At 68.4% G+C, this 21,021-nt stretch carries 20 protein-coding genes and 1 pseudogene; 11 read left to right on the top strand and 10 right to left on the bottom strand.

Annotated features, from left to right (window positions below; all coding sequences use genetic code 11):
• Nucleotides 1–157: 157 nt before the first annotated feature.
• Nucleotides 158–961: pseudogene (locus A5709_RS12580) on the bottom strand (SGNH/GDSL hydrolase family protein); the annotation flags it as partial.
• A 96-nt stretch (nucleotides 962–1,057) separates the two neighbouring features.
• On the opposite strand from A5709_RS12580, the gene A5709_RS12575 reads away from it, so the two are divergent.
• Both A5709_RS12575 and A5709_RS12570 read left to right on the top strand, forming a co-directional pair.
• On the top strand, nucleotides 1,058–2,149 hold the full coding sequence (locus tag A5709_RS12575) for a permease (protein ID WP_068120132.1): 1,092 nt from the start codon (nucleotides 1,058–1,060) through the stop codon (nucleotides 2,147–2,149).
• Between the two features lie 30 nt (nucleotides 2,150–2,179).
• On the top strand, nucleotides 2,180–2,983 hold the full coding sequence (locus tag A5709_RS12570) for an IclR family transcriptional regulator (protein WP_068120130.1): 804 nt from the start codon (nucleotides 2,180–2,182) through the stop codon (nucleotides 2,981–2,983).
• 276 nt (nucleotides 2,984–3,259) lie between these two features.
• On the opposite strand, the gene A5709_RS12565 is transcribed toward A5709_RS12570, so the two are convergent.
• From A5709_RS12565 to A5709_RS12545, 5 genes are read right to left on the bottom strand one after another with little or no spacing between them, the layout of a single operon-like run.
• The gene (locus A5709_RS12565) at nucleotides 3,260–4,027 is read right to left on the bottom strand and encodes a class II aldolase/adducin family protein (RefSeq protein ID WP_068120128.1); all 768 of its coding nucleotides are present in this window, start codon (nucleotides 4,025–4,027) and stop codon (nucleotides 3,260–3,262) included.
• On the bottom strand, nucleotides 4,024–4,818 hold the full coding sequence (gene hcaB / locus A5709_RS12560) for a 3-(cis-5,6-dihydroxycyclohexa-1,3-dien-1-yl)propanoate dehydrogenase (RefSeq protein ID WP_068120126.1): 795 nt from the start codon (nucleotides 4,816–4,818) through the stop codon (nucleotides 4,024–4,026). The genes A5709_RS12565 and hcaB overlap by 4 nt, the downstream gene beginning before the upstream one ends.
• Nucleotides 4,802–5,044: a dihydrodiol dehydrogenase gene (locus A5709_RS12555; RefSeq protein WP_082973856.1), complete on the bottom strand. Its 243-nt coding sequence runs from the start codon at nucleotides 5,042–5,044 to the stop codon at nucleotides 4,802–4,804. The genes hcaB and A5709_RS12555 overlap by 17 nt, the downstream gene beginning before the upstream one ends.
• Nucleotides 5,041–5,559: a 3-phenylpropionate/cinnamic acid dioxygenase subunit beta gene (locus A5709_RS12550; protein ID WP_068120124.1), complete on the bottom strand. Its 519-nt coding sequence runs from the start codon at nucleotides 5,557–5,559 to the stop codon at nucleotides 5,041–5,043. The genes A5709_RS12555 and A5709_RS12550 overlap by 4 nt, the downstream gene beginning before the upstream one ends.
• Complete coding sequence (locus A5709_RS12545) at nucleotides 5,556–6,836, bottom strand: aromatic ring-hydroxylating dioxygenase subunit alpha (protein ID WP_068120140.1); 1,281 nt, start codon at nucleotides 6,834–6,836, stop codon at nucleotides 5,556–5,558. The genes A5709_RS12550 and A5709_RS12545 overlap by 4 nt, the downstream gene beginning before the upstream one ends.
• Before the next feature lie 365 nt (nucleotides 6,837–7,201).
• Between A5709_RS12545 and A5709_RS12540 the strand changes: the two genes are divergently transcribed.
• The 5 genes from A5709_RS12540 to A5709_RS12520 are packed head-to-tail and all read left to right on the top strand — an operon-like array spanning nucleotide 7,202 to nucleotide 11,247.
• Nucleotides 7,202–8,170: a Rieske 2Fe-2S domain-containing protein gene (locus A5709_RS12540; protein WP_068120122.1), complete on the top strand. Its 969-nt coding sequence runs from the start codon at nucleotides 7,202–7,204 to the stop codon at nucleotides 8,168–8,170.
• On the top strand, nucleotides 8,167–8,652 hold the full coding sequence (locus tag A5709_RS12535) for a hemerythrin domain-containing protein (protein WP_066950130.1): 486 nt from the start codon (nucleotides 8,167–8,169) through the stop codon (nucleotides 8,650–8,652). The genes A5709_RS12540 and A5709_RS12535 overlap by 4 nt, the downstream gene beginning before the upstream one ends.
• 60 nt (nucleotides 8,653–8,712) lie before the next feature.
• A complete protein-coding gene (gene pcaH, locus A5709_RS12530) occupies nucleotides 8,713–9,468 on the top strand; it encodes a protocatechuate 3,4-dioxygenase subunit beta (protein WP_068120120.1) in 756 nt (251 codons plus the stop codon).
• Complete coding sequence (gene pcaG, locus A5709_RS12525; RefSeq protein ID WP_068120136.1) at nucleotides 9,461–10,024, top strand: protocatechuate 3,4-dioxygenase subunit alpha; 564 nt, start codon at nucleotides 9,461–9,463, stop codon at nucleotides 10,022–10,024. Before pcaH ends, pcaG begins: the two co-directional genes overlap by 8 nt.
• Nucleotides 10,021–11,247: a lyase family protein gene (locus A5709_RS12520; RefSeq protein ID WP_068120118.1), complete on the top strand. Its 1,227-nt coding sequence runs from the start codon at nucleotides 10,021–10,023 to the stop codon at nucleotides 11,245–11,247. The genes pcaG and A5709_RS12520 overlap by 4 nt, the downstream gene beginning before the upstream one ends.
• Here the strand turns inward: A5709_RS12520 and A5709_RS12515 are convergent.
• The gene (locus A5709_RS12515) at nucleotides 11,238–11,885 is read right to left on the bottom strand and encodes a TetR/AcrR family transcriptional regulator (protein ID WP_067948793.1); all 648 of its coding nucleotides are present in this window, start codon (nucleotides 11,883–11,885) and stop codon (nucleotides 11,238–11,240) included. The genes A5709_RS12520 and A5709_RS12515 overlap by 10 nt on opposite strands.
• Before the next feature lie 217 nt (nucleotides 11,886–12,102).
• On the opposite strand from A5709_RS12515, the gene A5709_RS12510 reads away from it, so the two are divergent.
• Together A5709_RS12510 and A5709_RS12505 are read left to right on the top strand one after the other, a co-directional pair.
• Entirely contained in the window at nucleotides 12,103–12,384 is a 282-nt protein-coding gene (locus A5709_RS12510) for a DUF1876 domain-containing protein (RefSeq protein WP_068120115.1), read from the top strand.
• 9 nt (nucleotides 12,385–12,393) lie between these two features.
• Complete coding sequence (locus A5709_RS12505; protein ID WP_068120113.1) at nucleotides 12,394–13,209, top strand: HPF/RaiA family ribosome-associated protein; 816 nt, start codon at nucleotides 12,394–12,396, stop codon at nucleotides 13,207–13,209.
• Nucleotides 13,210–13,289: 80 nt separating this feature from the next.
• Here A5709_RS12505 and A5709_RS12500 read toward each other — a convergent pair whose 3' ends face one another.
• The 3 genes from A5709_RS12500 to A5709_RS12490 form a co-directional block, all read right to left on the bottom strand.
• Entirely contained in the window at nucleotides 13,290–14,414 is a 1,125-nt protein-coding gene (locus tag A5709_RS12500) for a Vms1/Ankzf1 family peptidyl-tRNA hydrolase (protein WP_068120111.1), read from the bottom strand.
• 122 nt (nucleotides 14,415–14,536) lie between these two features.
• The gene (locus tag A5709_RS12495) at nucleotides 14,537–16,378 is read right to left on the bottom strand and encodes a long-chain fatty acid--CoA ligase (protein ID WP_068007373.1); all 1,842 of its coding nucleotides are present in this window, start codon (nucleotides 16,376–16,378) and stop codon (nucleotides 14,537–14,539) included.
• A 146-nt stretch (nucleotides 16,379–16,524) separates the two neighbouring features.
• Entirely contained in the window at nucleotides 16,525–16,788 is a 264-nt protein-coding gene (locus A5709_RS12490; RefSeq protein WP_067948781.1) for a hypothetical protein, read from the bottom strand.
• 328 nt (nucleotides 16,789–17,116) lie between these two features.
• On the opposite strand from A5709_RS12490, the gene A5709_RS12485 reads away from it, so the two are divergent.
• Both A5709_RS12485 and A5709_RS12480 read left to right on the top strand, forming a co-directional pair.
• Nucleotides 17,117–18,100, top strand: coding sequence for a GNAT family N-acetyltransferase (locus A5709_RS12485; RefSeq protein WP_068007370.1), 984 nt, complete (start codon nucleotides 17,117–17,119; stop codon nucleotides 18,098–18,100).
• A gap of 112 nt (nucleotides 18,101–18,212) precedes the next feature.
• The gene (locus A5709_RS12480) at nucleotides 18,213–21,014 is read left to right on the top strand and encodes an AMP-binding protein (RefSeq protein ID WP_068007367.1); all 2,802 of its coding nucleotides are present in this window, start codon (nucleotides 18,213–18,215) and stop codon (nucleotides 21,012–21,014) included.
• The last annotated feature ends 7 nt before the right edge of the window (nucleotides 21,015–21,021 follow it).

Raw genomic sequence — 21,021 nt, 5'->3', positions numbered from 1 at the left:
CGACGGCCGGGAACCCAAACGGCCGCAGTTGGAGAGTCTCGGCGCGCCGAGCCGACCGGCCGACGCGAAGCGGCGGGTTTAGGGCGCGTACCGCCGGACCGTCAGGCATGCTGGACGCATGGATGTGGAGGCTTTGCTGCACGCGATCCCGCCGCTTCGCGTCGGCCGGTCGGCTCGGCGCGCCGAGACTCTCCAACTGCGGCCGTTTGGGTTCCCGGCCGTCGGCCGACGACAGGCCGCGCAGGCGCCGCCAGATCCATGGGAAGAAACTGTCCTGCGTCCAGCGCAACTGCTCATAGGTGCCTGCTGTCAAAGACCGACGCCTCGCTTCGGGGCTCGCATGGGCCCAATCATGATTGCTGCCAGGCAAATTCAGGGCCTCGGCGGCCGCGGCGGCGAACAACATGTGCCCTTTGGTGGAGGCGTGCACCCGGTCGATGGCCCAGGTGTCCAGCTCGCGCATCGACGGCGCGTTGTAGAGGTCGACGAGCCGGAACCCGTATCGGTCGGCGGCGGCCGTGATCGCCGCGTTGATGCGGGCGAGGCGCCCGGACACCAGCCGACCGAGCGGGAGGAATTGCGCGACGTTCGGGAAGGTCGTCGTCACCACCGTCGCGCCGGATCTGGCCAACGCGGCGTAGACGTGTTCGAGCTCGGCCAGGGCGGGACCGAACGATCGCCCCGGCTGGATGACGTCGTTCATCCCCGCGCACACGGTGATCAGATCGGGCTGCATCGCCAGGGCTTGCGGGACTTGCTCGGACAAGACGTCGGCAACCCGTTTGCCGCGGATCGCGAGGTTGGCGTAGTGCAGCCCCGGGTACAGCGAATCGATCATGACCGCGAGCCGGTCGGCGAATCCGAGGAGACCGACGACGTCGTCGCCGTCCCATAAGCCCTCGGTCTGACTGTCCCCGATGGCGACGTAACGGCGATATCCAGAAGGAATAGCCCCGAACACGAAGCCGAGAATAATAGCGATCGCGATCCCGGTGTGGTAAGCGTGGCCGCCACGCGGCCGACGAGGGTCGCGGTTCGTCGACTAGCGTTGGTGGGCATGGCGATGCCTTTGGAGGGCAATGCAATTCACGCGGGCCGGCGGGGGAACGTCGCGATCGGTGTTTTCGTCGCCCTCGCCTTGTTTGTGGCGGGGTTGCTGTGGGCGAAGTGGCTGCCTTACGCGGGCAAGGCCGCGATGGCCCATCGCACCCACCACTGGTCGGGATCGAGCGTTCTCACTGTGGGCGGCGTGCAACCCGGCGATCGCCCGACCTGGCACGCGGCGGCGACCTTCTTCCACGCGTACGTCGCGTCGATCTGGCCTGCGTTGGTGGCCGCGCTGCTGATCAGCGCGTCGGTGCAGGCGCTGATACCGCGGTCGTGGCTGCCGCGCGCGTTGAACCGCCAAGGGCGGTTGTCCAGCGCGCTGGCCGGCGGGGTCGCTGGCATGCCATCGATGATGTGCACGTGTTGCGCCGCCCCGGTCGCCGTCACCCTGCGGCGCAACGGCGTCACGCCCGCGGCGGCCGTCGCCTACTGGCTGGGGAACCCGTTGCTCAACCCAGCGGTGCTCGTCTTCCTGCTCTTCGTCGCCCCCTGGCAATGGACCCTGGCCAGGGTGGTCGTCGGCGTCGCGACGGTGCTTGGCGTCGGGGCCGCGGTGGGATGGCTGTCCCGACCGTCCGACCCGGATCCGACGGCGCCTGGCGCGATCCCGACTCCGGTCGACGACCGGAGCGCGGGCACGCCGCGCAGGTTCGTGCGGGCGCTGCTGTGGTTGGCGCTGTTCTTGTTGCCCGAGTACGCCGTCTTAGTGCTCCTCGTCGGGGCGTTCCGCGGTTACCTGCTCGCCTTGGGGCAACCGGCGCACCGTGGGCTGCTGCTGGGCCTACTGCTCGTCGTGGTGGTCACGATCGCAGGCACGCTCATGGTCATCCCGACGGCGGGGGAGATTCCGATCCTGCAAGGTCTGGCCCTGCTGGGCGCGTCGTCGGGGACGATCGGCGCGTTGCTGATCACCCTTCCGGCCGTGAGCGTTCCGGGCGCCGCGATGGTCGCCCGCAGCTTCGGGTGGAAGACGACCGCGACCGCTACCGGCATGGTGGTCGCTGCGGGACTTCTCGGCGCGGCCGTGCTCAGCTTGCTGTGAGTCGCAACCGGCGCGAGTACCTTCACTGTCATGCCGAAGAAGCGCGAGCGGGATGCCGAGGCGCCGGTCGCCGATTCGCTTGCGCCGCAGTATCCGATCGAGTCGGTCGACAATGCACTCAAGCTGCTGCTGCTGTTGGGTGAGCAACCCCAGATCCGGTTGAGCGAGGCCACCCGTTACCTGGGCGTGGCGTCGTCCACCGCGCACCGGTTGCTGGCGATGCTGGCCTACCGCGGGTTCGTCCGGCAGGACCCGGCGTCGAAGGCGTACCTGCCCGGCCCGGCGTTGACCGGTGTGGCGTTCGCGATCTTCGGCCGCATCGACATCCAGGGATCGGCCGCCCCGATCATGCGAAGCCTCGGCGAGCAGCTGCGCGAAACCATCCACGTCGGAATGTTGGACGGCGCCAGCGTCCGCTTCATCGCCGCCGTCGAAGGCCCGGCCGCGGTCCGGGTGGCGTCGCGGCTGGGCCGCACCATGCCGGCGCATTGCACGTCCACGGGCAAGGTCATGCTGGCGCAGCTGCCCGAACCGGAGCTGCGTCAGCTGCTGCCGCACGAGCGGTTGGAACGCATCACGTCCTCGTCGATCGGCAGCCGGACCCAGTTGGAGGCCGAGCTCGCCGCCATCCGCGAGCGCGGCTACGCCATCAACCGCGAGGAAAGTGAGGAAGGCGTCGCGTCCGTCGCGGTGCCCATACCGACCCGGGCGCCGGGCCTGCGGCTCGCGCTCAACGCCGCCGCCCCGCAGAACCGGCTGGACCCCTCCCGCTACGGCGCGGTGGCCGCGGCTCTTGGCAAGGCGGCCAAGGAGATTGGCGACCAACTCGGCTGAGCCGCCGCCTCGCCCGCGCTCCCGGCGCTCTCCGCAAGGATGTGCGCGCTGCCGTTTTTGATAGCGCCCGCGCTATCAAAAACGGCGTGACCCATATGGTCCGGAGAGCCGCGCGGCCCTGGGCACAAATGACTACCGATCTCGACAGCGCCGGCACTATCAAATCCGCCGTGTGACAGCCGTGAGGGCCCGAGTGATTTGAGTAGTCCTACGGATTTCGGCGAGCGGCGCGCTGCCGCAAGCTTTTTGGCATGACCGTTCCCAATAGCATGTCCATCAAGGCTGGTTTTCGCGATCGTGGTCAGCATAAATGGGGGCCCTGATGGCGGGCGGCAACCGTGCGACCTCGTGCCGCCAGGCGGCCTCGGCGGTGAACGAGGGCCCAAGGTCGGGCAGGTCGTCCCAGTCGGCGTCGTCGATATCGCGCAGGGTCCCGCCGGCGCCTAGCACCCGCAACGACATTCGGGCCAGCCCGTCGAGGCTGATGGCCTGCAACACCGCCTCCGGCACGGTGGCGGCCGCGCTGGTGATGCCGTGTCCGCGGCAGATCACCACCGGCCGCCCACGCATGGCCGCCACCATCTCCTTGCCCAGCGCCGGGGTGCGGATCAGCACGGCGCGCTCGTAGACGGGCACGCCGCCACGGGCGAGCCACGCGCCGGGAATGTCGAAGGCGCCGTAGATCGGCCGGATCGCGATGCCGGCCAGGTCGGCGGCGACCACGGCGGGTGGGTGCAGATGCGCGACGGCCCGGTGCCGGGGATCGGCCAACATGGTCTCGACGTGGATGGGCAATTCGTTGGGCACCTGGTATCCGTCGAGCTCGCCGTCGGCTCCGGCGCCGCCGTCGAAGGTGATGAGCCGGACGTCGCTGGGCCGGGTGAAAGCCACCCCGGTGTCGGTGTCGCTGCGGCAGCGGACGAGCAGGCGATCGTCGTCGACGCGCAGGCTCAGGTGGCCGAGGATGCCGTCGACGAGGCCGCGGGCCGCGGCCACCCGGCAGCCCTGCGCCACCAGCGCGCGTTGCTCGTCGAGCGGGGTCATCGCGGTGCGCCCAGCCCGAATCCCCCGTCGGGGCGGACGGTTTCGCCGGTGATCCCGCGGGCGCGGTCGGAGGCCAGAAACGCGAAACTCCACGCGTGGTCTTGCCCGGAGAGCGCGACGTTCAGAGGCGTGCGCGCGGCCAGCTCATGCGCCCGGTCGGGGGTGTCGTCCAGGCGGGCGCCCGCGAGCCCGAGGCTGGCGAGCCCGCGCAGGTCGGTGCCCAGCGTGCCGCCGGGCGCCACCCCGTTGACCCGGATATGCGGCGCCAGCTCGTGGGCCAGGGCGGCCACCAGGCCGCGGACGGCGAATTTCGACGACACGTAGAGCGCGCCGCCGCGTCCGGGATAGAACGACGACGCGGACTCGGTCAGGATGATCGAGGGCCCCGTGCCGGCCCGCAGTCGGGGCAGCGCCGCCTTGACGGACTGCAGGTGGCTGAGCACGTTGGTGCGAAACATCTCGTCGAAAGCGTCGGGAAGCTCGTCGGCGTCGATGTCGCCGATGCCCCGGTAGAAGTCGAAGACTCCGACGCAGTTGACCAGCGTGTCCAACCCGCCGTAACCGTCCACCGCCGCGGCGACCGCTCGTTCGTTGGCCTCGCGGGTGGTCGCGTCGCCGTCGACGACCGGAACATCGGGCAACTGACCGCGCAAGGTCTCGCATTTTGCTTGATCGCGTTCCAGCACAGCAACTTTCGCGCCCTCATCGCGAAACACGTCCACTACGGCCCGGCCGATCCCGGAACCGGCGCCGACGACCAGCGCGCGCTTGCCCTCAAGCCAGCCGGTCATCGCCCTCCTCGGCTTCGTCGGGCAGCAGCGGCGCGTGGGAATTGCCGACCATGGCCTCCAGGGTGCGACTGTTCTGCCAAGTCAGGGCCTCCAATTCCAGCGCGTCCAGGCTGATCGACCGCCCGGTTCTGGGTGCGCTGATCAGCAGCCGCGACCCGTTGCGGGTGTCCTCCCGCCGCACCTCGACTTCGGCGAATTCGTTTGCCACCACGATTGGTTCGTTCACAGGAACACTGCCAGATTCTGCATCCGCAAGACGGACTCGTCGACAAAGATGCTGCGGGATGCCAGCTTCCAGCGACCATCGCACCAGCGCAGCAAGTCCTCGCGCCCGCACGACAGCAAGGCGCTTTCGTTCGCGTCGCCCCGGCTGCGGAACAGCAGTTCGGCCGACTCGACCAACAGCTGCGCCGGGTCGTCGTGCTCGAAGGTGCGCACGTTGGTGACGAAGTGGCGCAGCCGCGACGGCGGATCCTCGGCCCAGGCGTGTTCGGTGCCCATCCGCGCGACCCGCTGGGTCAGCGAATACTTGTCCTCGTCGAAGTGGGCCATCCCCGGGGATGCGTCGAACCCGGCGCCACGCGCGGTGGTGACCCGCACGGGCATCAGGTAGCGGACATCGCCGGTCATCGTCTCGAGCCACGCCTCGTATTGCTGGGCATCCAGCAGGTATGCCTCGTCCACCAGGAACTGGTGCGCCTGCAGGTGCCGGATGTCGTTGAAAGGCAATGGTTTTCTCACGACAGGTAGTCCGCCCACATCTTCAGCAGCGCGCGCTGGTTGTGCTCGTTGTAGCCGACCTGCGCGCGGCCCGGCCCGTGAAACGCGTCGGCGGTCAGCGGCTCGACCACCGGGCTGCCGTCGGACAGCAGGCCCATCCGGCTGTTCAGCAGCAGCCGCCGGGCCATCGAACCGCCCGCGGTGGTGGTCAGCGACACCCAGTTCTCCACGTCGTCCTGCTCGAACATGCCGGTCGAGCCGAAGCACATCAGATACGCCTTGTACGAGTCCTGTTTGTACTGCGGGGGAGCGGCGGAGTCCACGGCGAACCACGAACAGACCTCGGTCTCGTTCTCGCTGATCGGTTGCCACAGCCGGATCGAGATGAACGGCAGCACCTGGTCTTCGCGGTCGTGCACCTTCGGCCAGTTGTGCACGAAGCTCAGGTTCGGAAAGCAGGTGGCGGCCGAGATCATGAAGCCGTCCTCACCGACCACCCGCTGGTGCCGCGGCGTCCACGCGTCCTTGATCCGGCCGATCATCTCGTCGGGATAACCGACGTAGCGCATCCGTTCGTCGAAGCCGCCCGGCGGAAGTTTGTAGGTGGTGCCGCCGCCCCGGTGCGCCCAGTAGGTGGCGCCGTCCTTGCGTTTCTGCGCCTTGGGCTCGCGGAACAACCCGATGTCCACGATCGACGCGTGGGTGTGCGGCGTGTGGTACATGTCGCCGGCGAAGTTCTCGGCGCCGATCTTCCAGTTGGCCTTGATGCGCCAGCGCTGCGGCCCCCGCACTTCGAGGCCGCTGGTGCTCTGTTTGGTGTAGAAGTCCAGGTAGAACTTGAAATCGCCGAGGAAGTCCTCGAGCGGTTCGGCGTTCGGGTCCATGCTGATGAACAGCAGACCGTTGTAGCTCGCGAACTTCGGTGCGGGGAGCAGGGTTTGGGCATCCTTCGCGAACCCGTCGTCGCCGCCGTATGCCTCTCGATGGAACGGCAGGCCGGTGAGCCGGCCGTCGTTGCGGTAGGTCCAGCCGTGGTACGGGCAGCGGAAGTTGGAGGCGTTGCCCAGCTCCGCGCGGCAGACCTGCATGCCGCGGTGCAGGCACATGTTGAACATTGCGCGGATCTCGCCGCCGGCATTACTGATGATGAAGGAGTCATCGAGGACCCGGCGCACCACATAGTCGCCGTCCTGCGGGATCTCGGACTCGTGCGCGACGAACATCCATGCTCGCGAGAACAGCCGCTCCTTCTCCAGCGCGAACAGTTCACTGTCGTTGTAGATGTGGGCGGGGATCATCCCGTCGCGGACGCTGGCGAACACGCCGTCGAGACGGCCGTCGCAAGCGTCGCGATGGACCGTCACAGCGACCCCTCCCACCGTCGGTTGTCTGCTCTGCAGAGAAGTACTCCGCTAAGTAGAATCCCGCATTTACCCACCGCCGGTCAATCGCCCCGCCCACCGGGCCCGGTCCGCGGTCAGGGGTTTACAAGAATGCTTAGTGGTAACTCACAGGTTTCTAACAACTAAGGGGCCGGAAGCCCGGGCTACGGTGGTCACGTCAGCTCTGCTGCGCATGTGAGCGTGCGGTAATCAACGGGTAAACGGTTCGATTTTGCGTGCGTTGCTGACTTGTGGCGACGTATGTGAGGAAGGCTGGTGCAATGGCTGCTCGGTCATTGAGTCGATTGCAGAAACTCGGATCACGGGTGGTGTCCGCCATCGGGCGGCAAGAGTGGCTGGATCGGCCGAGCTACCGGTTCGAACACGCGTTGAGCTTCGCCTTCAACGGCCTGGGCGGCGCCCGCAACACCGTCACCAACGCGCTGCACGGCGTGTGGCTCGGCCACCCGGTTCACCCGCCGCTGGCGTCGTTGACGAGCGGCGCGCTGGGTACCACCGTCGCATTGGACGCCCTGAGCCTGCTGCCGGGCCAGCCCGCCACCGAAGTCCGCGACGCGTCGAGGTTCGCGTCGCGCGCTCTGGGGGTGGGCATTCTGGCCAGCATCGGGTCGGCCGTCACCGGCGTCACCGATTGGCAGCACACCCACGAATCCGATCGCCGGGTCGGTGCCGTGCACGGACTGATGAACCTGGTGGCCACCGGGCTGTACGCCCAGTCCTGGTGGGATCGCCGCCGGGGCCGCCACGGACGCGGCATCGCGCTCACCGCGCTGGGTTACGGCATCACCGTCGCGGGCAGCTACCTCGGCGGGGCGTTGGTGTTCGAGTCCGGCATCGGCATCGACCAGTCGGGCGCGCGGCTGCGCGCCGCGGAATGGACGCCCGTGCTGCCGGCGGCCTCGCTGAACGGAAAGCCGGTGCGTGTCGAGGTCGACGGGGTGGGGCTGGTGGTATGCCAGATCAGCCCCGGGCAGGTCGCGGCCTTCGGGGAGTTGTGTCCACACTTGGCCGCCCCGATGGCCGATGGCTGGGTCGACCGGGGCCGGCTCGTATGCCCTTGGCACGGTTCGTGGTTCGCGGCCGAGTCGGGAGAAGTGCTGCGTGGCCCGGCGGCGGCCCCGCTGCCGTGTTATCAGGCGAGGCTGGTCAACGGGATGGTCGAAGTTCGGAGCGAACCCGATCCCGGGCTCGGTGCAGCCGTGGGAATCGGAGAAGGGAAAGCGCAGTGAACGCCTACGACGTGCTGAAAGAACACCACATCGTGATCAAGGGCCTCGGCCGCAAGGTCAGCGAGGCGCCGGTGAACAGCGAAGAGCGGCATGCCCTTTTCGATGACATGCTGATCGAGCTCGACATCCACTTCCGCATCGAGGACGACCTCTACTACCCGGCCCTCAAGGACGCCACCAAGCTGATCGCCGTCGCCCATGCCGAGCACCGCCAGGTGGTCGACCAGCTTTCGGTGCTGCTCAGGACCCCGCAGAGCGCGCCGGGTTACGAGGACGAATGGAACTCGTTCAAGACCGTGCTGGAGGCGCACGCCGACGAAGAGGAGCGTGACATGATCCCGGCTCCCCCCGAGGTCAAGATCACCGACGCGGAGCTAGAAGAACTGGGCAACAAGATGGCCGCGAAAATGGAGCAGTACCGCGGATCCGCCCTCTACAAGATGCGCACCAAGGGCCGGGCCGCGCTGGTGCGCTCGCTGTAACCCCGGCCGCACCGCCGATTTGCGCGGTGTGCGGGGCCATCGAGAGTAGCGTCACGGCTCATGAACCCCGAGTGTCTCGCGTCGCAGCGTGACATCACGGCCGAGATCGCCAGCATCGCAGCCGAATACCGGGGGAGCGAAGCGCAGCCCCGGCTCGACTACCCGCCCTACCGCAGCACCATCCTGCGCCACCCCAAACAACCCCTGGTGCCGGTCGACCCCGAGGAGGTCGAACGCTGGGCGCCGTGCTTCGGCCACCAGGAGGTGGACCCGCTCGACGCCGACCTGACGGCGGGCCATCCCGGCGAGCCCCTCGGCGAGCGCGTCATCGTGGCCGGGCGGGTGGTCGACGGGTCCGGCAATCCGGTGGCGGGCCAGCTGATCGAGATCTGGCAGGCCAACGCCGGTGGCCGGTACCGCCACCAGCGTGACCAGCACCCGGCCCCGCTCGACCCCAACTTCACCGGCGCAGGCCGGTGTCTGACCGGGCCGGACGGGACGTACCGCTTCCTGACCATCAAGCCCGGTCCGTATCCGTGGCGCAATCACCGCAACGCGTGGCGCCCGGCGCACATCCACTTCTCCCTCTTCGGCACCGCCTTCCCGCAGCGCCTGGTCACCCAGATGTACTTCCCCGGCGACCCGCTGTTCGACCTCGACCCGATCTTCCAATCGGTCCTCGATCCCGCCGCGCGTCGACGGCTGATCGCCCGCTACGACCACGACCTCACCGAACCGGAGTGCGCGACCGGCTATCGATGGGACGTCGTGCTGGGCGGTGGCGGCCGAACCCCGATCGAGGCTGGCGATGGCTGAAATTGCTTGCACCCCAGGGCAAACGGTGGGGCCTTTCCTGGACCTGGGGTTGCCGTATCCCGGAGACAGCGACCTGGTCAACGATGACCATCCGCACGCCGTCCGGCTGCACGGCACGGTCTACGACGGCGCAGGCGACGGAGTCCCGGACGCCCTGATCGAGGTGTGGCAACCCGATGGCGCCGGCCGCATCCCGCGCCAAGCCGGTTCGCTGCGCCGCGACACCGCGGTATTCACGGGCTGGGGCCGGTGCGCGACCGACGCCGCCGGGCATTACACCTTCACCACCGTGGCGCCCGGGTCGGCAAGCGCCGGGCGGCCGCCGTTCTTCGCCCTCGCCGTCTTCGCGCGGGGCCTGCTGGACCGGTTGTTCACCCGGGCCTACTTGCCCGACGCCGAGGTGTCCGGCGACCCATTGCTGACGAGCCTCGATGCCGAGCGACGCGCCACCTTGCTCTGCGACGCCGAAAGCGGTTGCGGGCAATACCTTTTCGACATCCACCTGCAGGGCCCGCGCGAGACCGTGTTTCTGGCGTACCGGGACGGTGCGCGATGACGAACCTGTTGTGGCCCGGCGACCACCGGGCCCGAGACCACATGACGGATCGGGCCCTGCTCGAATCGATGGTCGCGGTGGAAGCCGCCTGGCTGGACGCGCTAGTCGCCGAAGGCCTGGCCCCGCCCGAGTGCGCCGGGATGGACCTGCCAATGCTGTTGGTGCACAACGATTGTGAATCCCTGGCGGCCGCCGCCGAGGACGCCGGCAACCCGGTCTTCGGTCTCGTGGCGCTGCTGCGGCAGCGTGCGGCGCCGGCCGTCGCGCCGTGGATTCACCGCGGACTCACCAGCCAGGACGTCCTGGACACCGCCCTGATGCTCGGAGTGCGTGACGTGGTCAGCGAGCTGAGAGCGCAGCTCGCGGAGCAGATCTCGACGCTGACCGAGCTCGCCACCCGGCACCGGGCGACGCCCATGGTGGCGCGCACCCTCACCCAGCACGCGGCACCGACCACATTCGGCATGAAGGCGGCCGGCTGGCTGAACGGCATCGTCGACGCCCTCGAGGGGTTGTCCGCGGTGGTCGTTCCGATCCAGATCGGCGGGGCCGCCGGGACGCTGGCGGCCAGCACGGAGCTGGCGGCGCTGCTCACCGGCGCCGCCGACCCCGCGAAGGTCTCGACCGGCCTGGTGCAAAGCGCGGCGACGGCTTTGGGTCTGACCATCCGCTCACCCTGGCACACGACGCGAACACCGGTCACCGCGGCGGCCGACGCGTTCGTCTGCTGCACCGACTCCTGGGGCCGTATCGCCTCGGACGTCGTCACCCTGGGCCGCCCGGAGATCGGCGAACTGAGCGAGCCGGGCGGCGGGAACCGCGGGGGCTCGTCGTCGATGCCGCACAAACGAAACCCGGTGCTGTCCATCCTCATTCGCCGGGCCGCCGTTTCCGCGCCGCAGCTGGCGGCGACCCTGCACACCGCCGCGGCGCTGGCCAACGACGAGCGGCCCGACGGCGCCTGGCACGCCGAGTGGGATGCCCTGCGCACCTTGGCGCGGCGCACCGTGGTCGCCGGATCCCAAGCCGCCGAGCTGCTGGCGGGGCTGGTGGTGCACGCCGACCGGATGTCCGAAAACCTTGCTGCGGCAGACGTCCTGGGGGAGCAGAAGGCGATCGCCGACTTGGCGGGAAAGCCGGCGTCGCCAAGCTACACCGGCGCGGTGGACCGGCTGATCGGCGAGAGCCTGGACCGCGCCCACCGGGCGCTGGGTCAGCGCTGATAAATGCTGGCCAGCCAGATGTGCAGCAGCGTGTCGATCGCCCGGTCCTCGGGCATCGCCTCGTCCTCGGCGGTGAACGTCGCGGCCATCACCCGCTCGCTCAACATGTTGAGGGCCACCGACAGCTGCTCGGCCGGGACGGTTTCGGGGGCGGCGCCCCGGCCGCGCTCGGCCTTGATGGCCGCCGTGGTCAGCAAGATCCACCTCTGCATGAGCGTGGACCACAACTGCCGCACCTCGGGATTGGTCGCCTTCGCCGAGGCGCCCGCCACGGCGACCGCCGGGTGAGCGCCCGACACCTCGAAGAACGCCTCGATGCGGGCCCGCCACAGCTCCGCCGGATCGTCGGTCGATATGCCGCCGAGCGACATGAGGGCGGCATGGGCCTTGGCGTTCATCTGGTCGAGCAGCGAGAGCAGCACCGCGTTCTTCGACGGGAAATAGAAGTAGAAGGTGGGGCGCGAAATCCCCGCGCCCTTTGCTAGGTCGTCGACGGAAAAGTCGGCGAGCGGCCGTTCCTGCAGCAGGCGCTCGGCCGTGGCCAGTATCGCCTGTTCGCGGTCGTCGCCCGAGTGCGGAGCCGACCGGCGGCCCCGTGAGGCATGCAGGTACTTGGTCTGTGTCGGGAGGTCGGACACGCCCGTTACTGTTGGGCACGTCGATATACGCGAACGAAACTGTCGATTAAGCCCAGCAATAATGTCGATTAAGTTCGACATTTTCTTCGTATGCGTCAACATATTTGCTGACCGTTACGACCCACCGGCCCGGCGGTGCGGTGGGCCGACGAACGACCCCATGATTCGGGACTTCCGCCCCTACTCGGGCCCCGGCGCCAAATGATCGCATCTGGTGATGACAACGAACGACGACGGCACCAAGACGTGCCGCATCGACGTGCTGGTCGAGGAGCGCGACGAACGGACCCGGGCGAAGGCGCGGCTGTCCTGGGCGGGCAGGACGCTCGTCGGCGTCGGCCTGGCGCGACTCGACCCGGCCGATCCGCCCGTGGCCGCGATCGGCGACGAACTCGCGATCGCCCGCGCGCTGTCCGATCTGTCGAATCAGCTGTTCGCCGCGACATCCGTCGATATCCAAACCAGTACCCACGAACCCGTCACGGGTCTGCATCACTGAGCGATGACCATGAGACACCGACCCGATTTACCGGCTGCCTTCGACGTCCAGATAACGACGCACGGCCAGTTGCCCGACGCCGAGGAATACGCGCGCACCAAGATCGGCGAACTCGGCCGCCTCACCCACGAACCGGTGCTGCATGCCCACGTCAGGTTGGCCGAGCACGGCGACCCCGCGGTGGCTCGCCGGGTGATCGCGCAGGCGAACCTGGACGTCAACGGCCGGCCGGTGCGCGCACAGGTCGAAGGGACCACCGCGCGGGAAGCCATCGATCGGCTCGAGGCACGGCTGCGTCGCCAACTGGAACGCGCCGCCGAGCACTGGGAAGCCAAACGAGGCGGCGTGCCCCGTCCGCAGGAGTGGCGGCACGAAACCGAACCGAACCACCGGCCGAAGTATTTCCCGCGACCGGAAAGCGAACGCCGGATCATGCGGCACAAGTCGTACAGCTTGCCCACCTGCACGGTCGAAGAGGCCGCGCTGGAGATGGAGCAGCTCGACTACGACTTCCACCTCTTCACCGAGGAGGGCACGCGGCAGGACAGCGTGCTATACCGCGAAGGCCCCACCGAATACCGCCTGGCACAGGTCAATCCGGGATCCGCCGACGAGCTGGCGCCGTTCGAGATGCCGCTGACCATCAGTCCGCAGCCGGCCCCGCGGCTGGACGTCCAGCAGGCCATCGAGCGGATCGGGTTGCTCGGGCTGCCGTTCCTGTTCTTCGTCGACACCGCTCGGGACCGTGGCAGCGTGCTGTATCACCGCTACGACGGTCACTACGGGCTCATCGCGCCGGCGAGCGAACACCAACAGACCAACTGAAGCCGCGGCGGTCCCGGCATCCCCCCGTCCGGGACCGCCGCTCCAAACTTCTCTTGCCTTGCAGCGCAGGCGATTCGCGCCTACGCGCCGCGGCGGTGGGCCCGCTCGCCTGCGGCGTAGCGCAGCAGCGCGCCCACTCCTTCGGCGGGTGCCATCAGCTGACCGGCCCGGACCAGCGAGGCACCCACCGCGATCGCGTTGAAAGGCAACGCCTCGTCGGCCCTCGCCACCCGTGCCGCCGGTTCGCCGAGTTCGGACAGCGCGTCGGGGTCGGCCGCGATGGTGGTCAGTGCCGTACCGGTGACCACGGTGGCATCGCCGAGCTCGCCGACGATCAGCGTGTCGACGTTGCCGTCGCGAAGCGCCCGGCAGACATCGGCAAGGCCTTCGGCCGCCCGTCCGGATCCGCGGCCGATCTCCGCTTCGAATCGTTTCGCGAGGGCGGACATCTCGCTGTCACGACGGCGGGTGAACTCCTTGCCGGTCAGCTCGCTCATCTCTTCGTCGTCGCAATGGCTCTTGCGGGTCCCCGCATGCAACTCCGACACCCGTTCGGAGACCCGCTCGGGCAATTCGGCAACCAGATCCGCAAGCGAGCGCACTTCCCCGCACAAGAAGACCACCTCGGGATTCGCGTCGTCCACCAGGCGCGTGAGCTCGTCGGCGACCGCGCGGCAGTTCATCCGGATGGCTTCCTCGGTCGTGTGCTGGAAGTCACCGTAGCCGTTCCAGCCGGCGGTCGTCGGCTTGTGCACCGGATAACCGCCGCCCTCAACGCTTTCGGAGCTGACAGCGCCGCCGCGGTACAGGCTGATGTCCGCCCCGGTACGGTCGATCGCGGCGAACACGTAGGTGGGGCGCCGGATTTCCGAATCGATCAGCGGCACGAGGTAGGGATACTCCGACACCCGGATGACCGTGGCCGGCGGCGGGTTGGTCAGGTGCTCGTTGATCAGTACATGTTCGGCGGTCGCGACCACCGCGCGGCCGCGCCGTCCGACGGCGGGCCGATGATGCAACACCGCGTCCTCGAGCATGCCGACGATTTCCCCTGGAGCGCCCATCTCGTGCAGATGCTGCCGGATGCCGTTCCATTTCGCTTCGAGCTGCTCGGCGGCGTCCAGGGTGTCGTGCGAGTCGTCGAAATATACCGAGGCGAAGGGGCCCTTCGCTTTTACCAGCCACCTGAGGCGATCTGATTGCATGCCATCACTCTCCACTGTTGCCTTTGCCGATATCCGCCCACCGTATGGACGGCGGACGCGGCTCCACGAGAGTCGTTAGCCCCCAGCTGGGGGTCTTAGGTCCCGGGCGAAGGGTCGGGCTGTCAACGCTCGTAGAGGGCATCGAGGCGGTCGGCGAACTTGTCGATGACCACCTTCCGGCGCAGTTTCATGCTCGGCGTCAGATCGCCGGACTCGACGGTCAATTCGCGGTCGGCGATCGCGAACTTCTTGATCTGTTCCCAGCGATTCAGTTCGGCATTCAGGGCGTCGATGTATCCGGCGATCAGCTGGTGTGTCTTGTCGTCACGCGCTATCTCGGCAAAGGACTTGCCGGCCAGGCCATTCTTGTTGGCCCAGTCGGTGATCGCCTCGCCGTCGAGGCTGACCAGGGCGACGCAGTACGGCTTGCCCTCGCCATAGACCACCATCTCGCTCACGTACGGGCATGAGCCTTTGAACCGCGCATCGATCGCCGACGGCGCCACGTATTTGCCCTGAGAGGTCTTGAACATGTCCTTCTTGCGGTCGGTGATCCGCAGAAATCCGTCGGGGTCGACCTCCCCGATGTCGCCGGTGTGGAACCACCCACCGTCGTCGAGAGCCTCGGCGGTGGCGTCCGGCAGGTCGTGGTAGGCGGTCATCAGACCGGGCCCTTTGAGCAAGACCTCGCCGTCGTCGGCGATCTTCACATCGGTGGCGGGGAACGGCCAGCCGACCGTTCCGAGCCGATAAGCATTGGGGCGGTTGATGAATGATGCCGCCGCGGTCTCCGTCAGCCCATAGCCCTCGAGCACGATGATGCCCACGGCGTCGAACCACTGGGCGACGTCGCGGTCCAGCGCGGCGGCGGCGGAGACGAAGAACCGCAGACGTCCGCCGAACCGCTCGCGGATCTTGCTGAACACGAGCCGGTCGGCCACCTTGTAGGCCAGCGACGTCGCAAGCGAGGGCTTTGTCCCGGTCTGCCGGGCTTCCGACACCTTGACACCGACCTTCATCGCCCAGTCGAACATCCTCTTCGTCAGCCCGCCCTGTTCGGCGATCATGTCCTGGACGCGGGCGTGCGCCTTTTCGAAGATGCGCGGCGCCGCGCCCATCAGGGTGGGCCGCAGGGCCGCCAGGTTGTCGACGATCCGCTCGACGCGGCCGTCGATGGCGGTGGGAAAGCCGATCTGCAGGGGCAAGGCGAGCATCACCTTGCCGAACGCGTGCGCCAGGGGCAGCCAAAGGAAGTTCAGGTCGGTGGGGCCGAGGATGTCCAGCGAATCGATGGCCGCGGCGGTGTACGTCCAAGCGCCGTGCGTCAGCCGCACGCCCTTGGGCCGCCCGGTGGTGCCGGAGGTGTAGATGAGGCTCGCCAGGTGATCGGGGCCGACGGCTGCGACCCGCTCGTTGACGGCATCGGGCGTGTCCGCGAGCAGTTGCTTGCCCAACAGATCCAGGTCGGCGAGCGAGATCACCCAGTCGCCGTCGCCGTTGCCGTCGATGACGACGACCTTGCTCACGTCGGGCAGTTCGGCCCGGTGCTCGAGCAGCTTGTCGAGCTGGGCCTGGTTTTCGGCGACCACCACCCGGCTTCCGGAATTGGCGACGATGTAGGCGACATCGGCTGCGTTCGTCGTCGGATACACGGTGGTGGTGGCGGCCCCCGCGCACATGATCGCGAAATCAACGAGCACCCACTCGTAGCGCGTCGCCGAGGCGAGCGCGACCCGGTCCTCGTGCTCGATCCCCAGCGCGATCAGCCCCGCGGCCAGATTGCTGACGCGTTCGCCGACTTGCTCCCAAGTCACGCTCGCCCAGGTGTGGTCTTGCGGGTAGCGGAAGGCCTCCGCGTGCGGGGTGGCGGCGACCCGGTTGACGAACATCTGTGCCACCGAGGGCGCGCGGTTCTCGATCTTGCGGAAATCGGGCCTCTCCATTGAGGCCAGTGGTGCTTTCATGACGCATTGCTCCCGAAACAGATACCGATGACGTGGGCGAACCGGTATACCGTTCGATCCTGCGGAGCGCGGCGGCTACTTGGTAGTGACGAAAGTCATGTGGGGGTCGGCAAACGTCCCCGCGGCACGGGCCGTTGTGGCGGCCGTCAGTCGGCCAGGGCTATCTCGATGGAGAGGCACTCGCCCAGGGCGTGGGCCGCGGACCAGTCGCCGCCTTCGACCGCGCGCTCCAGGTCGTCGACCAGGGGGCTGTGGGCGCCAAGCTCCGCCAACCAAGCGGACACGGTCGCGGGTATCTGATGGGCGGGCACTCGGGCAACATGTCCCTCGTGGAGGCGATCCGTCAGCTGATAGATGGTGGCCGTCGACCTGCGCTGCGACCAATGCTGCCGCCACTTCGCTGTTTTCATCTTTCCTCCCCGCTAGCCTTAACGATCCATCCGACCAGTCCCGAAGGTCCGGCGGTAGAGGCCAACAGCACGACTACCGAAAGGCTTTGGTCTTGCTTCCGGCCTGCCGAAGTCCCAGTCCGACAGGGTCTTTTGTCACTACGGTCACCTACTTACTTCTCCCGCGATGGCGGTGCAGGTCGCGTACCGTACATCGGGAAGGGTGCATCGCCACGTTACTCGTTTCGGGGGCACCGGATTACGAAATTGGCGAGATGACCGATTTAGCAATGGATTCGCAATCCGCGCGTGATCCGGGCGCCAGGCTCGGGCTGACGGGTGGGCCGGCATGAGTGCTGTCGACGCCGAGGAGCTGGCGGCGCTGCCCGCGTTCGCCGACATTGCGGCAGAGGATCTTACGGCGTTGGCCGCCCTGCTCGAGCCCCTGCACGCCGCCGCAGGGGAGGTCCTGATGCGGCAGGGGGAACGAGCGGAGTCCTTCGCGATCATCGCGTCCGGTCGAGTCGTGGTGCGGCATGTCGGCCCGAAGGGCCGGGTCACGACCACCGAGCTGTCGTCCGCGACGATCGTCGGCGAGATCGCGCTGCTGCGGCACGCGACCCGAACGGCGACGGTGACCGCGCGAGAAGACGTGCGCGGCTACATCGGATACAGCGCGGCCTTCGACCGCATGCTGGCCATGCCGGTGATCGCCGACCGGATGCTGCGCACCGCGCGGCAGCGGCTGGCCGCCCACATCGCCCCCATCCCGGTGTCGTGCGGCGACGGCGCCGCGCTCTTGCTGCGCCCCGTCCTGCCCGGCGATGCCGAGCGGTTCAAGAGCAGCGGTTCCTTCTCCAAGGAGACGCTGTACCGGCGGTACCAGGGTGGCACCCCAACCGATGCGCGCCTGACCTACCTGTTCGAGGTCGACTACGTCGACCACTTCGTCTGGGTCGTCACCGACGGCGCGGCGGGGCCGGTCGTCGCGGATGCCCGCTTCGTCCGGGATCAAGACGACCCCGCCTCGGCAGAGGTTGCGCTGACCGTGGCGGACGGCTACCAGGGGCGCGGAATCGGTACGCTGCTGCTCGGCGCGCTGGCGGTCGCGGCGCGCGTCGACGGCATCAAGCGCTTCCATGGCCGCGTGCTGTCGGAGAATCCGTCCGCGCGCGCGTTGGGCGAGAAGGTGCACGCGCGTTGGGCGCGCGAGGAACCGGGCGTGGTCACCGCGACGGGCGAGATACCGCGCTTTCGCGACCTGCCCCTCGATCGCGGTGTGTACGAGCAGATTCGGCAGGTGGCCCGCCAGGTGATCCAGGCCTTCGACTAGCGGCCGCAAGTGACAAATGCCCCGCCATCTGATGGCTTTGCGCCCTTATCGGAAGGCCGGATTCGGCCGCAGCATGGGACCTGCTTGCTAGTCGAAGGAGTCGCGCCGACCGATGGCACACCAAGACTGCGCTCCTCCCGTCCTCGCGCTGGTGCGTGGCCTCGTCGAAGAGGTCCACTCGCAGGCCGCGTCGCCCTCGGTGACGCTTGACAGCTCCTTTGACAACCTGGGCATCGGCAGCCTGGAACTGGCGGAACTGTTGCTGCGTGTGCAGGACGAATTCGGGGTGGCGCTGCCGCCCCACACCCTGGCCAGCGCGGAGACCCCGCGCGACCTGGTGGCGGCGCTCAACCCGGTCCTGGGTCGTGGTCACGCCGCGGTGCGTGCGGACCGTGGCGTCGTATCCCGCCCGGCCACCGCGTCGTCCGCGCCGGCCCCCGAGTCAGCGCTGACCCTCAACGACGCCCTCAACTGGCACGTCGGTGCGACCCCGGGCCGCACCCACCTGCGGATCCTCGACGACGCGGGTGACCCCCGGAACAGCACCGACATGACCTATGCGGACCTGCACCGCGAGGCGGCCGCGGTGGCGGCCGGGCTGATCGCGCACGACGTCATACCGGGCGACGCTGTCGCCATCATGCTGCCGACCTGCCGGGCGTATTTCGTGACATTCGCCGGCGTGGTCCTCGCCGGCGCGGTGCCCGTCCCGGTCTATCCACCCGCGCGGCCGTCCCAACTGGCGGACCACCTGCGTCGCACCGCCGGCATCCTGGCCAACGCGCGCGCCACGATGCTGGTAACGGTGCCGGAGGCCGTCGCCCTGGGTCACCTGTTGCGCTCGAACGTCGAAAGCCTGCGTCATGTCGTCATTCCCGAATCGCTCACGCGCACAGGCGAACACGCGCCGTCATCGCTTCCCCGGCCGCGGACCGAAGATCTGGCGCTGGTGCAGTACACCTCCGGCAGCACCGGGCAGCCCAAAGGGGTCGCGCTGAAGCACCGCAACCTGCTCGCCAACATCCGGGCGATGGGTCAGGCCGCGGCGGCGACCGGATCGGACACCTTCGTCAGTTGGCTGCCGCTGTATCACGACATGGGTCTGATCGGTGCGTGGTTGGGCTGCTTGTACTTCGGTGTCCCGCTGGTGGTGATGAGCCCGCAGGCGTTCCTGATCCGCCCGTCGCGATGGCTGTGGGCGATCCACGCCAGCCGCGCCACCATGTCGGCCGGCCCGAACTTCGCCTACGAACTCTGCCTGTCGAAAATCCGCGACGAAGAGATCGAGGGACTCGATCTCAGTTGCTGGCGGCTCGCCTACAACGGCGCCGAACCGGTGAGCGCCACGACCATCGAACGTTTCGGTGATCGCTTCGCCCCGTACGGGTTTCGCCGGGACGCGATGACGCCGGTTTATGGGCTGGCCGAGTCGTCGGTGGGGCTGGCGTTCCCCCCGCTTAACCGCGGGCCGATCATCGACCGCATTCGCCGAGACACCTTCGTGCGGTCCGGGCAGGCCGAGCCCGCCAAGCCCGGCGAGCGGGACCTTCGATTCGTCGCCTGCGGCCGGCCCCTGCCCGGGCACGAGATCCGGATCGTCGACGCGGCCGGCAACGAATTGGGTGACCGCCGCGAGGGGCGGGTGGAGTTCCGCGGTCCGTCGGCGACCGCGGGCTACTTCCACAACCCGGCGGCGACGCGCGCACTCTTCCACGACGCGTGGCTCGACACGGGCGATCTGGGGTACACGGCCGAGGCCGACTTGTACGTCACCGGCCGGATCAAGGACATGATCATCCGGGCCGGACGCAACCTGCACCCCGCGGAACTGGAAGAGGCGGTGGGCAACATCGAGGGTGTCCGCAAGGGTTGTGTGGCGGTGTTCGCCTCGCCTGATCCTTCCGGCGGGCCCGAGCGACTCGTGGTCATGGCGGAGACCCGAGCCATCCGGGATGAGGCGCGAGCCGCGTTGCGCTCCGAAATCGCAGCCACGACAGTCGATCTGCTCGGGGTGGCGCCCGACGACGTGGTGCTGGCGCCGCCGCGCACCGTACTGAAGACGTCCAGCGGCAAGATCAGGCGGGCGGCCAGCCGGGCCCTCTACGACTCCGGCAAGATCGGCGCGCGACCACGGGCGTTGTGGTGGGAACTGGCGCGGCTTCGCCTCCGCGGCGCGGTGCCTTCGCTACGCCGCGTTCGTCGCGCGGCGGGCGACGTGGCCTTCGCCGGCTACGCGTGGGCGGTGTACACGATCCTCGGGCTGGCGGTTGCCGCCTTATTGCTGCTGCTCCCACGGGCGGCGTGGCGCTGGCGGGTGGCCCGCGCCGCGGTCCGGTTGCTGGCTCGCCTCACGGGGACGGCGATCACCGTGCAAGGCCTCGACCGCTTTCCCGCGGGCCCGTCGATCGCGGTGGCCAACCACCCCAGCTGGATCGATCCGCTGGCACTGGCGTCGGAAATGCCGCAGCGGTTTCACTTTGTCGCCGCCGAAGTCCTTGAGCATCAAGGCATCAACGGATTCGTGCTCAGGCGACTGGGCCACCAGTTCGTGGAACGTCACGAACGTGAACACGGCGTCGCGGACGCCGACCGGCTGACCGACCTGGTGCGGGCCGGCCAGTCGCTCGTCATCTTTCCGGAAGGCCGCCTGGCCCGCGCCCCGGGGTTGCGGCCGTTCCACATGGGCGCCTTCGTAGTGGCCGCCCGAACCGGGGTGCCCGTCACGCCGGTGGGGATTCGCGGGACCCGGACGATTCTGCGTCCGGAACACCATTTCCCGCGCCGCGGGGCGATCGACATCGTGGTCGGGGAGCCGATCATGCCCTCGGGCGACAACTGGACCGCAGCGGTCGAATTGCAGCACGCCGTGCGGAACGCCGTGCTCGTGCTATCGGGGGAGTCGGACGTGGAATAACCTGTGG

This window comes from Mycobacterium sp. E1386 (assembly GCF_001672745.1).
Lineage (GTDB): Bacteria > Actinomycetota > Actinomycetes > Mycobacteriales > Mycobacteriaceae > Mycobacterium.
Note: the sequence above shows the minus strand (reverse complement) of the source record. Positions and strands in the feature narration are given on the sequence as shown.